Source organism: Kutzneria sp. CA-103260 (genome assembly GCF_018263855.1).
Taxonomy (GTDB): Bacteria; Actinomycetota; Actinomycetes; order Mycobacteriales; family Pseudonocardiaceae; genus Kutzneria.
The window spans coordinates 554,651-569,594 of record NZ_CP073318.1; the positions used below are offsets into that span (position 1 = coordinate 554,651).

The 14,944-nt window shown below is 70.9% G+C and carries 10 protein-coding genes; 6 read left to right on the plus strand and 4 right to left on the minus strand.

The window, feature by feature from the left end:
- Positions 1 to 25: 25 nt before the first annotated feature.
- Both JJ691_RS02490 and JJ691_RS02495 read left to right on the plus strand, forming a co-directional pair.
- Positions 26 to 2,890 carry an AfsR/SARP family transcriptional regulator gene (locus JJ691_RS02490; protein WP_211767170.1) on the plus strand — a complete coding sequence of 955 codons (2,865 nt, stop codon included), beginning with the start codon at positions 26 to 28 and terminating at the stop codon, positions 2,888 to 2,890.
- Between the two features lie 72 nt (positions 2,891 to 2,962).
- Positions 2,963 to 4,450 (plus strand): alpha/beta hydrolase, encoded by a 1,488-nt coding sequence (locus JJ691_RS02495; protein WP_211767171.1) that lies wholly within the window; start codon positions 2,963 to 2,965, stop codon positions 4,448 to 4,450.
- On the opposite strand, the gene JJ691_RS02500 is transcribed toward JJ691_RS02495, so the two are convergent.
- The gene (locus tag JJ691_RS02500; protein ID WP_211767172.1) at positions 4,428 to 5,201 is read right to left on the minus strand and encodes a nucleotidyltransferase domain-containing protein; all 774 of its coding nucleotides are present in this window, start codon (positions 5,199 to 5,201) and stop codon (positions 4,428 to 4,430) included. The genes JJ691_RS02495 and JJ691_RS02500 overlap by 23 nt on opposite strands.
- A 69-nt stretch (positions 5,202 to 5,270) precedes the next feature.
- Here JJ691_RS02500 and JJ691_RS02505 point away from each other — a divergent pair, with 69 nt between their 5' ends.
- Together JJ691_RS02505 and JJ691_RS02510 are read left to right on the plus strand one after the other, a co-directional pair.
- On the plus strand, positions 5,271 to 6,674 hold the full coding sequence (locus tag JJ691_RS02505) for an ATP-binding protein (protein ID WP_211767173.1): 1,404 nt from the start codon (positions 5,271 to 5,273) through the stop codon (positions 6,672 to 6,674).
- Positions 6,674 to 8,629, plus strand: coding sequence for a VWA domain-containing protein (locus JJ691_RS02510; protein WP_211767174.1), 1,956 nt, complete (start codon positions 6,674 to 6,676; stop codon positions 8,627 to 8,629). Before JJ691_RS02505 ends, JJ691_RS02510 begins: the two co-directional genes overlap by 1 nt.
- A 74-nt stretch (positions 8,630 to 8,703) precedes the next feature.
- Here JJ691_RS02510 and JJ691_RS02515 read toward each other — a convergent pair whose 3' ends face one another.
- Positions 8,704 to 9,207, minus strand: a complete 504-nt coding sequence (locus JJ691_RS02515) for an FBP domain-containing protein (RefSeq protein ID WP_211767175.1) — start codon at positions 9,205 to 9,207, stop codon at positions 8,704 to 8,706.
- Between the two features lie 128 nt (positions 9,208 to 9,335).
- Complete coding sequence (locus JJ691_RS02520; protein ID WP_249227637.1) at positions 9,336 to 10,022, minus strand: dienelactone hydrolase family protein; 687 nt, start codon at positions 10,020 to 10,022, stop codon at positions 9,336 to 9,338.
- Positions 10,023 to 10,176: 154 nt separating this feature from the next.
- On the opposite strand from JJ691_RS02520, the gene JJ691_RS02525 reads away from it, so the two are divergent.
- Entirely contained in the window at positions 10,177 to 12,105 is a 1,929-nt protein-coding gene (locus JJ691_RS02525) for a DUF6541 family protein (protein ID WP_211767177.1), read from the plus strand.
- Positions 12,106 to 12,164: 59 nt separating this feature from the next.
- Positions 12,165 to 13,403, plus strand: a complete 1,239-nt coding sequence (mshC, locus tag JJ691_RS02530; protein ID WP_211767178.1) for a cysteine--1-D-myo-inosityl 2-amino-2-deoxy-alpha-D-glucopyranoside ligase — start codon at positions 12,165 to 12,167, stop codon at positions 13,401 to 13,403.
- Between the two features lie 238 nt (positions 13,404 to 13,641).
- Here mshC and JJ691_RS02535 read toward each other — a convergent pair whose 3' ends face one another.
- Positions 13,642 to 14,712 carry a DUF222 domain-containing protein gene (locus tag JJ691_RS02535; RefSeq protein WP_211767179.1) on the minus strand — a complete coding sequence of 357 codons (1,071 nt, stop codon included), beginning with the start codon at positions 14,710 to 14,712 and terminating at the stop codon, positions 13,642 to 13,644.
- Positions 14,713 to 14,944: the final 232 nt, after the last annotated feature.

Here is a 14,944-nt window from a genome sequence, read left to right on the forward strand (position 1 = left end):
CTCTGCTGGGGCAGGTGGTGGAAAGGTGCACGCGGCGAACGGGGTTCCGCTGCGGGTCGAGGTGCTGGGACCGGTGCGGGCGCTGCTCGGGGATCGCGAGATCGCACTGGGTCCCCCGATGCAACGCGCCCTGCTCGCGCTGCTGGCGCTGCGGGCGAACCGTGCCGTCGGACGCACGGAACTGGTCGACGCCCTGTGGGGCGACGACCCGCCGACCACGGCCGGCGGCAGCGTCTCCACGTACCTGTCGGCGCTGCGCCGGGCCCTCGAACCCGACCGGCCCAGCCGCGCGCCCAGCGCCCTGCTCGTCTCGGCCGGCGCGAACTCCGGCTACATGCTGCGGCTGGACAGCGGAGCGCTGGACTGCGACCGCGCCGAGCAGCTGCGTGAACGGGCAAGGATCGCCCGAACTTCAGGCGATCTTCACGGGGCCGTGGTGCAGCTCCAGTCGGCCCTGCGGCTGTGGCGGGGCCTGCCGTTCGACGGCATCTCCTGCCCGTTCGTGGCCGGCGAGCGAGCCCGCGTGGACGAGCTGCGGCTGGCCACTGTGGAGTCGCTGGCCGACGCCCTGATCGCCCTGGGCCGCAACGACGACGCCGTCGCCGAGCTGTCGCCGGTGGTGCGCCAGCAGCCGCTGCGGGAACGGCCGCGGGCGCTGCTGATGACCGCCCTCTACGGCGCCGGCCGCAAGGCCGACGCGCTGGAGGTCTTCGAGGACGCCCGCCGGGTGCTGGTCGACGAGCTGGGCATCGAACCCGGCCCGGAGCTGCGGGACCTGCACCGAGACCTGATCGCTGACAAGCCGGCCGCGCCGGCCCCGGTCGCCGCGCCGGTCAGCGCCGGCGCCCCGGCCACGCCCAAGCCGGCCCAGCTGCCGCACGACGTGCCCGGCTTCACCGGCCGGGTCCGCGAGCTGGCCCAGCTGGAGGAGGTCCTGGCCGGCGGCGACCGGACCGTCGCCGTGATCTCGGCGATCGACGGCAGCGGCGGCATCGGCAAGACCGCGCTGGCCGTGCACGTCGCGCACCGCGTCGCCGGCCAGTTCCCGGACGGCCAGCTCTACGTCAACCTGCGCGGCTTCGACCCGCAGCAGCCGCCGCTGCAACCGGCCGCGGCGCTGGGTCAGCTGTTGCGGGGTCTGGGCGTGGAGGCGGGCGCCATCCCGGCCGAGACCGACGAGCAGGCCGGCCTGTACCGGAGCTTGATCGCCGGAAAGCGCATGCTGGTGCTGCTGGACAACGCGGCCAGCACCGACCAGGTGCGGCCGCTGCTGCCCGGCAGCCCCAGCTGCTCGGTGCTGGTGACCAGCCGCAGCCGGCTCGGCGGCCTGGTCGCCCGGGACGGGGCGCACCGCGTCACCCTGGACGTGCTCGACGAGCGCGAGTCGGTGCAGATGCTGGCCGCCGGCGTCGGGCCGGCGCAGATCGAGGCCCAGCCGGAGGCCGCCGCCGAGCTGGCCCGTCTGTGCGGGCACCTGCCGCTGGCGCTGCGGATCGCCGCCGCGCAGCTCAACGACAGGCCGCACCTGGACCTGGACGACCTGTGCCAGGAGTTGGCCGACGAGCGGGCCCGGCTGGACGTGCTGGCCGTGGACGACGAGAGCACCGCGGTGCGGGCGGTGTTCTCCTGGTCGTACCACGCGTTGAAGCCGGAGCCGGCCCGTATGTTCCGGATGCTCGGGCTCCACGCCGGCACCGAGATCAGCGTCGCCGCCGCGGCCGCGCTGGCCAACGTGCCGGTGGTGCGGGCCCGGCGGCTGCTCGACGTGGTGGCCAGCGGGCATCTGCTGGAGGGCGTCGGCCGCGACCGGTATCGGTTCCACGACCTGCTGCGCGTCTACTCCGCGGAGTGCGCCGCCGAGCACGACAGCCGGGCCGAGCGGATCGCCGCGGTGAGCCGGCTGCTGGACTTCTACCTGCACACCGCCAACACCGTGGACGGCATGCTCGCGCCGTTCCGGCGGCGTTCCGAGCTGCCGCCGCCGGTGCCGGGCGGGCAGCCGGCCGTCTTCGCCGACAGCAGCGCGGCCCTGGCCTGGTGCGAGGCGGAGCTGTCCAACCTGGTCGCCGCCACCTCGCAGGCCGCCGAGCTCGGCGACACCTACCACGCCACCGGCATTCCCGGCGCGATGTGGGCGTTCTTCGCGCTGCGCACGCCGTGGCCGGAGTGGATTTCCAGCCACCAGACCGGAATCGGCGCCGCGGTGGCGGCCGGCGACCGCTACGGCGAGGTGCGGCTGCTGATCGGCCTCGGCTACTGCTACAACGAGCTGCGCCGGCACATGCAGGTGCTGGAGTGCATGGAGCGGGCCCGAATCGTCTACGAGCCGCTGTCCGGTGGCCCGCTCGACCACGTCGTCGGCGGCGCGCTCGGATCGGCCTACTTCTGGGCCGGGCGCGTGGACGAGGCGTTCGAGCTGACCAACGCCGCGCTGGCCACCAGCCAGCGGACCGGCGACCGGTGGAGCGAGGCCTGGGCCCTGAGCCACCTGGGCAGCTACTGCCGGGTGCTCGGCCGGTACACCGAGTCGGTGGCCAACTTCGACCGGGCGCTGCGACTGTTCGTGGACATGGAGGACCGGGCCGGCGCGATCAAGGTGTACCGGGAGTTGGGCGAGGCCCACCGGCACTTCGGCAAGCTGGACCGGGCCGCCGACTGCTTCCGCGGCGCGGTGCGGCTGTTCCGGGAATCGGGCGGGCGGCCGGGGGAGGCATGGTCCCTGCACGAGCTGGCCAGCGTCCTGCACGAGGACGGAAAACTGGACGAGGCCAAGGTCTCCTGGGAGCAGTCGCTCGCCATCCTGGAGGAGGTCGGCGACCACCGCGTGGAGCAGGTGCGCCGCCGCCTGGCCGCCATCGACGCTGCCGCCGGCGTCCGCCGCTCCCGCTGAACCCGGCTCGCCGGGGTTCACTGTGACCGCGTGGCCGTTGTGGCGGTACCGCTCGTTCGCGATGGTTGAGCGATGCTCATAAAAATCCTTGTCGGCTTGGGCGCGCTGGCGTTCGGCGTAGTCGCCTCGGCCACCCCGGTCGCCGCTGCTGCCGCGACCGCCTGGCAGCCGTGCCAGCGGAACGCCGCCGTGGACTGCGCCACCGTTCACATGCCGGTGGACTGGGCGCATCCCGACGGCCCCACCACCGGCCTGGCCGTCGCCCGGCTCAAGGCCGCGAAACCCGCGCAGCGCAAGGGTGTCCTGATGGTCGACCAGGGTGGCCCCGGCGGCTCGGGCGTGTCCTACGTCGAGTCCATCGCCGGCAACCCCCGGTACCAGGCGCTCAAGGACTCCTTCGACATCGTGGGCTTCGACCCGCGTGGCGTCGGCGCCAGCGCCGACATCCAGTGCGACAGCACGGTCCTCGGCGAGCCCTACGAGTCCGTGCCCACGACCGGGGACCAGTACAGGACCCTGCTGGCCCACAACGCCCGCGCCGCCCAGAACTGCAAGCAGCTCAACGGCCCGCTGTTCGACCACGTCGACACGGTCGGTGTGGTGCGGGACATGGACTCGCTGCGGCGTCAGCTGGGCGAGGCCGAGATCAGCTACTACGGCGTCTCCTACGGCACCCAGATCGGCCAGCAGTATCTGGAGCTGTACGGCCAGAACCTGCGGGCCATCGTGCTCGACTCGAACATGGACCACAGCATCGACGCCACCCGCTACGCGGTCACGGCCAGCCTCGCCTTCGAGAACTCGTTCAGGGACTTCGCCTCCTGGTGCCAGCGCACGGCCACGTGCGCGCTGCACGACCAGGACGTGCTGGCGCTGTGGGACAAGCTGTACGCCCAGGCCGAGGGCGGCGCGCTGAAGAACCCCGCGACCGGCGGGCCCGTGACCCCGTACGCGCTGCGCCAGACCGCGTTCACCGACATGTACCGCCCGGCCCGGGCCTGGTTCGGCCTGGCCGACGTGCTCAAGAAGATCTCCGTTGGCGTCCCGGTCACCCCTGCCCCCCGGGCCGCCACCCAGGACAACAGCTACCAGGCCATCTGGTGCTCGGACTGGACCTGGCCGACCATCGACGACTTCCACGCGGTGACCGAGCTGCGGGAGAAGTCCGAGGCCGTCGCCCCGCACACACACGTGTTCGAGTTCTTCTCCGACGTCTCCAGCTGCCTCGGCTGGACCGGGCCGCTGAACAACCCGCAGCACGTGCTGCGGCCCCACAACGCCCCGCCGATCCTGATGACCAACGCCATCCACGACGTCGCCACTCCGTACGACTGGGGCCTGGACGTCTCCGAGCAGCTGCCCACCGCCACGCTGCTCACCTACGACGGCACCGGTCACGGCGACTACGGCAACAGCCTCTGCGCCCACGACGCCATCGACGCGTACCTGCTGACCCTGAAACTGCCGCCGCGCGGCACGCACTGCCCGGCCGAATGGCCCACCGCCCCGCCGACGTCCACGTTCGGCGCGAACACGGTCACGCCACCGAACACTCACTGAGCAGGTCCCTGGCGGCGGCGACATCCGCCGCCGCCAGGATCCGCTCCACCCGTTCCACGAAATCGCCCGGCATGCCGGGCAGTTTCGCCGCGGACGCGACGGCGTTCTTCTCCGTCGCCAGCCACACACCTTTCCGTGCGTGCAGCACGTGCACGAGACAACCGATGCCCCGGAACAGGAATCCGGTCGCGGCGAACCGATCGCCCCGCGCCGCCGGCGTCGCCGCGTTGTCGACGCTGAACTTCGCTTCGAAGCCGTACGTCCGCTCGACGGCCTCGGCCAGCTCGGCCGGATACGGATCCAACTCGGCCCTGACTTCTGCCAACGCTCCCGAGGGATCGGCCAGCACACGGCTGGTCGCCAGTTCCGCGAGATAGGCGTACGAGAAGAAACCCAGCGGATGTCCGACCTGGGCCTCACAGCGGACCACGCCCCGCCGCGCCTCGGTGAGGATCCCGACGACCCGGTCGAGATCCCGCCAGAGCAGATCCGTCTTCGAGCCGGGCGTTGTCAGCCAGGCGCCGCCGTCGACCCACGGGCCCCATTCGCCCGGCTCGGTCACGGCCGATCCGGGCCACTCCGCGGCGATTTCGCGCAGAGCGGACAGGTCCATGACGCCGCGGCGGTAGACGCCGAGGTCGGTGTCGGAGTGCTCGTCGGCGGTGCCGCGGGCGCGGGATCCGCCCAGCACCACGCCGATCACGCCGGGGATCGCGGCCAGCCGGGCCGCGAACGAGTCGAGATCGATCATGTGCACGAAGTCTGGTGGTGGAGTTGCTCCACGTCGACCTATTTGCGCGCGGCTATTAGCTTCATAAGGGTGACAGTTGTTCCGACCCCACCCCACTCGCTGCCGACGACCGTGGGCCAGTTGCGCGCCGCCGGCCACGAGCCCCGCTCCGTCAAGGCCGAACTGCGGGACAACCTGCTCGACGCGCTGCGCGCCGGGCGCGACCCGTGGCCGGGCATCGTCGGCTTCGACCGCACGGTGCTGCCCCAGCTGGAGCGCGCCGTCATCGCCGGCCACGATGTCGTGCTGCTCGGCGAGCGCGGCCAGGGCAAGACCCGCCTGCTGCGCACGCTCGCCGGACTGCTCGACGAGTGGACACCGGTGATCGAGGGCGCCGAGCTCGCCGAGCACCCGCTCGACCCGATCACCCCCGCCTCCCGTCGTCGCGCCGCCGAGCTGGGCGACGACCTGCCGGTGGCCTGGCTGCACCGGTCCCAGCGCTACACCGAGAAGCTGGCCACCCCCGACACCTCGGTCGGCGACCTCATCGGCGACGTCGACCCGGTGAAGGTGGCCGAGGGCCGCAGCCTCGGCGACCCGGAGACCATCCACTTCGGACTGGTGCCCCGGGCGCACCGCGGCATCGTGGCCGTCAACGAGCTGCCCGACCTGGCCGAGCGGATCCAGGTGGCGCTGCTCAACGTCATGGAGGAGCGCGACATCCAGATCCGCGGCTACACGCTGCGGCTGCCGCTGGACGTGCTGCTCGTGGCCACCGCCAACCCCGAGGACTACACCAACCGCGGCCGGATCATCACGCCGCTCAAGGACCGGTTCGGCGCCGAGGTCCGCACCCACTACCCGCTCGAGGTGGCCGGCGAGATCGACCTGATCAACCAGGAGGCCCAGCTGGTGGCCGAGGTGGGTGACCACCTGATCGAGGTGGTGGCCCGGTTCGTGCGGCACCTGCGCGAGTCCTCGTCGGTGGACCAGCGTTCCGGCGTGTCCGCCCGGTTCGCCATCGCCGCCGCCGAGACCGTCGCCGCCGCCGCGCTGCGCCGGGCCGCGCTCACCGGCGAGGCCGAGGCCGTGGCCCGGCCGGTCGACCTGGAGGCCGTGCCGGCGGTGCTGCGCGGCAAGCTGGAGTTCGAGTCCGGCGAGGAGGGCCGCGAGCACGAGATCCTGGAGCACCTGCTGCGCCGGTCCGTCGCCGACACCGCCCGCGGCAAGCTGGCCGGGCTGAACCTGAAGTCGCTGGCCGAGGCCGTGACCAACGGGCACCCGGTGGCCACCGGCGAGCGGGTGCCGGCGGCCGAGGTGCTGTCCGCGCTGCCGGAACTGCCGGTGCTGCACGAGGTCGCCGCGCGCCTGGACGTCAAGGCCGACCAGCCGGCCGGCTGGATCGCCTCGGCCGTCGAGTTCGCGCTGGAGTACCTCTACCTGAGCCGCCAGCTGGGCAAGGACGCCGACGACGAGATGACGGTCTACGGCTGATGGCGACCCCGGCACGGCGTTACCGCTACCACGAGTGGCTTGGTGGCGATGATCCGCTCGCCCCGCCGGCCGATCTGCGGGCGGCGCTGGACGAGCTGGGGCGCGAGGTGATGGAGGGCTCGTCGCCGCAGGCGGCGCTGCGCGAGCTGATGCGTCGGGGCATGCCGGGCACCCGTGGCCTGGACGACCTGACCCGGCAGGTCTGGGAGCGGCGCTCGCAGATCCAGCGGCGCAACAACCTGGACGGCACCATGCGTGAGGTCCAGCGGCTGCTGAACGAGGCCCTCACGGCCGAACGGCGTGAGCTGTTCCCGAATCCGTCCGACGACGCGCGGTTCCGGGAGGCGCAGCTGGACGCGCTGCCGCCTGGCACCGCCGCCGCCGTCACGGAGCTGGCCAACTACGACTGGCAGTCCTCCGCCGCCCGCGAGTCGTACCAGCAGATCCAGGACCTGCTCGGCCGGGAGATGCTGGAACAGCGCTTCCAGGGCATGAAGCAGGCCATGCAGAACGCCACGCCGCAGGACGTGGAGCGGATCAAGGACATGCTGTCCGACCTGAATTCGCTGCTGTCCGCGCACTCGGCCGGGCAGGACACCACCGAGCAGTTCCAGGAGTTCATGCGCAAGCACGGCGAGTTCTTCCCGGAGAACCCGCAGAACACCGACGAACTGGTCGACGCGCTGGCTCAGCGTTCGGCCGCGGCCCAGCGGATGCTGAACTCGATGACCGACGAGCAGCGGGCCGAGCTGGCCCAGCTGGGCCAGCAGGCCTTCGGCGACCCCAGCCTGGGGGCGCAGTTGGACCTGCTCGACGCGCACCTGCAGCAGATGCGGCCGGGGGAGGACTGGACCGGCTCGGCCCGCTTCCGCGGCAGGAATCCGATGGGTCTGGGCGAGGGCGCCCAGGCCATGGCCGACCTGGCCGAGCTCGACGCGCTGGCCGAGCAGCTGGCGCAGTCCTATCCGGGCGCGTCGCTGGAGGACATCGACGTCGAGGCGCTGGTCCGGCAGCTCGGCCAGGAGTCCGGTGTGGACGCCCGCCGACTGTCCGAACTGGAGCGTCAGCTGCGCCAGCAGGGGCTGCTGGAGCGGGCCGCTGACGGCGGGCTTCGGTTGACGCCCAAGGCTTTGCGGCGGCTCGGCGAGACGGCGCTGCGCCAGGTCGTCGACCAGCTGCGGGGCCGGGGCGAACGGGACAGCGACCGGGCCGGCGCGGCCGGTGAGCCGACCGGCGGCACCCGGGAGTGGGAGTTCGGCGACACCGAGCCGTGGGACGTGTCGCGGACCGTGCGCAATGCTGTGCTGCGCACGGCTTCCTCGGGCGGTGGCCGGGTGCGGCTGGCCGTCGAGGACGTCGAGATCGTGGAGACCGAGCAGCGGGCCCGGGCCGCGGTCGCGCTGTGCGTGGACACCTCGTGGTCGATGGTGCAGGACGGCCGGTGGCTGCCGATGAAGCGCACCGCGCTGGCCCTGCACCAGCTGATCAGCACCCGGTTCCGCACGGATGCGTTACAGCTCATCACCTTCGGGCGGCACGCGTCCACTGTGGACATCGGGGAGCTGACCGCCCTGGAGGGCGCGTGGGAGCAGGGCACCAACCTGCACCACGCGCTGCTGCTGGCCGGTCGGCACGTGCGTCGGCACCCCGACGCGCAGCCGGTGGTGCTGGTCGTCACCGACGGCGAGCCCACCGCGCACCTGGAGTCCGACGGCGAGGCCGTGTTCAATTACCCGCCGATGCAGCGGACCCTGGGCAAGACGCTCATCGAGGTCGACGCCCTGGCCAAGCTGGGCGCGTCGGTCACCGTGTTCCGGCTCGGCGACGACCCCCGGCTGGCCCACTTCGTCGACGTCGTGGCCCGCCGCAGCGGCGGCCGGGTGATCGCCCCCGACCTGGACGGCCTCGGCGCCGCCGTGGTCGGCGACTACCTCCGCAACCGCCGCAACCGCTGAACCCCGCGAGTCACGCTCTCGGGCACACCGAATGCAGGTTTCGAGCACACCCGCATTCGGTGTGTCCGCGAGCGTCAGGCGTTGTCGGTCAGCACCTCGTCCACGAACTTGTTCAGGCTGTTCATGGTCCGCTGGATCTCTTCGTCCACAGTGGACGTCACTCGGGCGGTTGCCGTGGTCGACGGCTTGCGCTTGCCCCTGATGTAGAGGCTGCAGGCCAGGTCCGCGCAGATGTACGTGCCCACCGTGTTGCCCAGCTTGCCCGCGTTGCCGATCCTCCGCGCCGCGAACAACGACACATCCGCCGCCGCGTGCGTGGTCTGGCACAGCGCGCACAGCGAGCTCTTCAACTGGCTCGCGTGCGGTGCCGCGGCTCGCATCGCCAGGCCGACCACCTTGCCGTCACGCGGCAGCACCAGGTAGGCGTTGGCCGGTGCCTTCGGATCGCGCCAGCCCAGGAAGTCCAGATCCTCCCAGGCCACGTCCCCCAGCCGGCCAGGCAGGTTCAACCGCCGCGCCTCCCCTTTCGAGCAGTTCACGAAGGAGGCACGGATCGTCGTTTCGTCGAGCGGTTCCACAGCCGTTCATCCTGCCTCACCAGCGCAACCGCTTTACCTCGCGAGTCCCGCTCTCAGGCACGCGAAACACCGGTTTTGGTCATGGCTGAAACCGGTGTTTCAGTTGCTGGAGAGCGGGACTCGCGAGCTCAGTGGAGGTGGGTGGTGAGGAAGGTGGTGGCTAGTTGCCAGGCTGTGGCGGCGGCTTCGGGGTGGTGGAACATGGGGGCGGCGTGGTTGTGGAAGGCGTGGCCGGCCTGTTCCTGGACGTGGATCTCGATGTTGGGACGGCTGGCGACGGCGGCCTCGACGGTGGCGACGGCGTCGCGGGGGATGTAGGGGTCCTGGCCGCCGAAGTGGAACTGGAGCGGGCAGGTGATCCGGTCCAGTAAGTCGAGCTGGGCGGGGACGGTGGAGCCGTAGAACGAGACGACGGCGTCGGGGTCGGCGGTGGCGGCCAGGCCGTAGGCCAGCGAGCCGCCGAGGCAGAAGCCCAGGGCGCCGGCCTTGCCGGTGACCTCGGGCAGCGAGCGCAGATGCGCGAGGCTGGCGACCACGTCGGCCAGGCCGAGCTCCGGGTCGAACTCGGCGGAGACGGCCAGGGAGGCGTTGAGGCCGGCCTCGTCGTGCGCGGAGGACCAGCCGGGATCGGTGCGCCAGAACAGGTCGGGCACGCCGACCACGAAACCGGCGGCGGCCAGCTCGCCGGCAACCGAGCGCAGGTAGTCGTCCAGACCGAAGATCTCCTGGATCAGCAGGATGGCGGGGCCCTGCCCGCCGGCCGGCAGCCACACCGGCAGGTCGAAGTCGCCGACGCTGTCCACACGAGTCGTCACGGTGTGCGTTCTACCAGCTGACCCGGTCTCAGGTCGATAACGACCGGGAAGGCGGGGCAACGAGAAATCTGAAAACCCGTCTCCTGAACGTACGACCTGCGAGATGATCCATCGGCACTGCGGCTGGCAGTGAACGATTTCAGGGGGAAATAACATGAGCGGGGCGGCTCTTGCCGTCGCGATGACGGCTGCCGTTTATCTGGCGGTCGTGATCGTGCCGGGTGCCTTGATCGGCTATGCGTCGGGAATTCGTGGGTGGCTGTTGGCGGCCGCGTCACCGGTGCTCACCTATGGTGTGATCGGAATCTTCGGTCCGCTGGCTCCGGTAATTGGCATCCGGTGGAATGCGCTGACCCTGCTCGGCGGGAGTCTGCTGTGCGCGGCCGTGGCGTTCGGCTTGCGCCGGCTGTTCCGCTCGCCGGACGCCCAGCAGCCCCGGTCCGGGCTGTACTGGCCCAGGTCAAGGCACTGGATGTTGGCCGGAGCGGTGCTGATCGCGACCGCCGTGGGCCTGCTGGCGATGGGTCGGGCCAGCGGCTTCACCGCCATCCCGCAGTGGTGGGACGCCGAGTTCCACGCCAATGCGATCCGCTTCATCACGGACTCGGGCAACTCGTCGCCGGCCGCTCTCGCCGCCATCGATTCGACTGGAAGTACCAGTTTCTTCTATCCGAACGCATACCATGTGCTGGACGCCACGGTGGCGCAGATCGGCGGCTGGTCGATTCCGCAGGTCCTCGATGTGGGCAATGGATTTCAGGCGGGATTGTTCGCCCTGACGCTGTCCGTGCTCGTTGCCGAGGTCACGAAAATGCCCGCGCTGGCGGCCGCTACCGGCATTTTGGCCTGCGCGTTCACGCAATTCCCGTACGACACCCTCGTGTGGGGTCCGCTGTTCCCCTTCACCGCCGGCGTCGCGGTTATCCCGGCCCTGCTCGCCCTGCTGTGCCGCGTGCTGGCCGTGCCCACCAGCGGCGCCATCGTCGCCACCGCGCTCGCCGGGGTCGGCCTGACGGCTGTGCACCCCAGCGTCACCGTCGCCGCCGCCATTCCAGCGGTGTTCTTCCTGGTCCAGCGCTGGGTCACGATGCGCCGCGTGCCGCTGGCCGACCTGCGCACGCTGCTGCTGGTCGCGGTGGCCGGTGGTGTCACGGGCGTCTTCCAGGTGCTGGGCACTCTCACCGCCGCCGGCGGCTCCACCTCGACCTGGCCGGCGTCGCTGACCCCGCTGGCGGCCACCGAGCAGTTCGTCACCGGCAGCCGGTCGAACGGCCTGCCCGCGGTCTGGCTGATGGGCCTGGGTGCCGTCGGCCTGATCGGCCTGTTCCTGCTGCGCGGCGCCACAAAGCTGATCTGGTGGTTGGCCGGCGGCGTCGTGTTCGCCGGGCTGTTCGTCCTCGACGCCTCGTCCGACGCGCACTGGGTGAAGTCCGTGACCCAGCCGTGGTGGAACGACTCCTGGCGGCTGTACGCGATCGGCACCATGAGCGTTGTCGTGCTCGCCGCGGTCGGCCTGGTCACCCTCGCCCGCCTGCTGTCCCGGGTCGTGCCCCGGCTGCACTCGGCCGCCGCCGTCGTGCTGGTGGCGCTGTTGGTGATCATCGCCACCAAGGGCTTGTACCTCAACCGCAACACCGCTCGCCTGGCCCAGGCTTTCCCCGACGGACCCGTGGTCACGCACACCGCCGAGGCCGGCATGCACGAGCTGGCCAAGCTGGCCCCGGCCGGCTCCATGGTGATGAACGACCCGTACGACGGCTCGCCGTGGATGTGGGCGCTGGCCGACGTGCACCCGGTGTTCGGGCACGCGCCGCTCCTGCCCCAGGACGCCGCGTCGGTCGGCCAGCAGCGCATGACCCTGTTCGAGCGGTTCAACAAGCTCGACACCGACCCGGCGATCCAGGCGGCCGTGCGTGACCTGCGTGTCGACTACGTGTTCCTGTCGCAGGGCTCGATCACCGGCGCCAAGCCCGGCCACCCCGACGGTCTGACCGGCCTCGACCAGGTGCGGAGTCTGAAGCTGGTGTTCCAGAATTCCCAGACCAGGATCTACCAGGTCGCGTCCCAGATCGTGGGCGGCTGACTCGGCTGGTCGGACGGGGTGTGCTGACCCGGGCGGCGGCCGCAGTTAGGGTCGAAGGCATGCAGACCTGGTCATCAGTCCCGGTACCCCGGGTTCCCGGCACGCCTCGGCCCCTGCGGCTGTTCGACACCTCGACCGCGCAGGTCCGGCCGACCGCCCCCGGCGAGACGGCGACCATCTACGTCTGCGGGATCACCCCGTACGACGCGACCCACCTCGGCCACGCCGCCACCTACCTGGCGTTCGACCTGGTGCAGCGGCAGTGGTTGGACAACGGGCACGAGGTGCACTACGTGCAGAACGTGACCGACATCGACGATCCGCTGCTGGAGCGGGCCGAGCGCGACCAGGACGACTGGGTCGTGCTCGGCATGCGGGAGACCGCCCTGTTCCGGGAGGACATGGTCGCGCTGCGGGTGCTGCCGCCGCGGGAGTTCGTGGGGGCGGTCGAGGCCATTCCCGAGATCGTCGAGGCCATCGCCAAGCTGCTGGCCGACGGGGCCGCCTACCGGGCCGACGACGCCGAGTACCCCGACGTCTACTTCGACCGCAACGCCTCCGGGCACTTCGGCTACGAGTCCAACTACGACGTCCCGACGATGACCGAGTTCTTCGCCGAGCGCGGCGGCGACCCCGACCGCGTCGGCAAGCGCGACCCCCTCGACGCCCTGCTGTGGCGGATGGCCCGCCCCGGCGAGCCCTCGTGGGAATCCGAGCTCGGCGCCGGCCGTCCCGGCTGGCACATCGAGTGCAGCGCCATCGCCCTCAACCGCCTCGGCGACGGCTTCGACGTCCAGGGCGGCGGCTCCGACCTCGTCTTCCCGCACCACGAGTTCAGCGCCGCCCACGCCGAGGCCCTCACCGGCCGGCACCCGTTCGCCCGGCACTACGCGCACGCCGGCATGATCGGCCTCGACGGCGAGAAGATGTCGAAGTCCCGTGGCAACCTCGTTTTCGTCTCCCGGCTGCGGGCCGACGAGGTCGATCCCGGCGCCATCCGGCTGGCCCTGTTCGCCGGCCACTACCGCACCGACCGGCCGTGGTCCGACCAGCTCCTCACCACCGCCCAGGACCGCCTCGCCCGCTGGCGTTCCGCCGTCGCGTTGGACTCGGCCCCGTCCGCCGAGGACACCGTGGCTCGGCTGCGTGACCACCTCTCCGACGACCTCGACACACCCAAGGCCCTCGCGGCCATCGACGCCTGGGCCGAGCAGGCCCTCACCCACGGCGGCTCCGACGCCGAGGCTCCCGACCTCATCCGCACCGCCGTCGACGCCCTGCTGGGGATCGAGCTGTAGGAGTTGTCACCCCCAATCCTGCGAAGTCGCCAGGATTGGGGGTGATTCTGTTCAGTCGGGCACGCCGGGTGGTGCTGCGGGGCCACCGTGGACGGACACCGAGGGATGATCAACAGTGATCTCGCCGGCCACCGGCCGGGTCACGCGCCGCCGCCCGTCACCCGGCTCACCAGCCACGACGTCCGGTTGAAGTAGTGGTTGACGCACGGGGTGGTGGCGAGCGAATTCCCGCACAGCCTCAGAACGGAGGCTCTTCCACCGGCTCCGGCTTGGCGGTGTAGGTCTGTCCCCACCGGGTCTCGATGGTGGTGGTGCCGTCGTCGGTGATGGTGACTTTCGCCTTGGTGGCGTGCTTGTAGCGGTGATGCCTCCGGTCCAGGGGTCCCAGGTTCGCCCCAGTGCTCTTACCCTCCGGCCATGCCACCGCGTGGTCGATGTCGCAGGACCGTGCGGGATGGGAGCAGCAGGGCATCACGCACGTCCTGTGTCGCGTCCGGATGAAGCGGTCGACATCGGCCTTCGGGCGGTAGACCCCTGGGCTGTACTCCAACAACTGTCCCGCCGTATCGGTGAGCAGCCGATGGAACACGGTCCCCGGATGAGTCATGAGATCCCGCACCACCTCCGCCGGGATCACCTGCCCGGTGTCCAGTCGCCCCGGCCGCTCGTCGACGCCCAGCAGGGCGGTGATCGGCACGGTGACCTGGATGAGCACCTTGGACCCCGCACTCTTCGGTTCCTCCAACACCAACGCGGCCAACACATCCGCGCGAACCGCGTCCATCGACCGGTCGGCCTTGGGTTCCTGGCGGGCCAGGCGGTCGATCTTGGCGTACATCATCTGGGCGATCTCTACCGGCTGCTCGCACTTGAGGGCAGCCATGCCGTCTTCCTCGTCGTAGAGCACGACTTTCCGGTCTCGACGCCGTTGCTCGCGCCGCTGGGCATACGCTGCGGGATCCGCCCGCCGCAACCGTGCCTGCACCGATCGGCGAAGCTGCTGGCAGCACCGGCCTTCAGCGGTCTCCAACGTCTTGGCCACGGCCTTCTGTGCCAGTTCGGGCTGATAGTCCTCGGTCGGATCGACCAACCCGTGGGCGGACCACTCGCTGATCACCCCGGCGTCCATGGCGTCCAGCACGTCGGGAAACACTGTGGCCACGCGGGTAGCCCAGTCGACGAGGGAGGAAGCGTTGCTGGGCGACAGCTGTAGCGCCATCCCGATGTCGTTGGCCGCCCAGTCGTCGACGTTCAACTCGGCGATCAACCGCAACCGGTTCGGCCTGGCGATGCCGGATGGCCCGCTCACGTTCGATCAAGCGAGCGACTTTCTCTTCCATGCCAACGATTTTACTTGCCAGAGAGATCGAACTCGCCACTCGAACGGGTGGAAACTGTTGTGGGACAAGAACTGTTGATGGAGGCCTTGCGGGGCAAGGACTCAGGGTAGAAGGACTGCGGGGCAAGGCTTCGGGAGGGGGAGTGCAAGGCAAGGACTTCGGGGCACAAGTACCGCAAGGCAAGGGCTTCGGGCTGAAGTG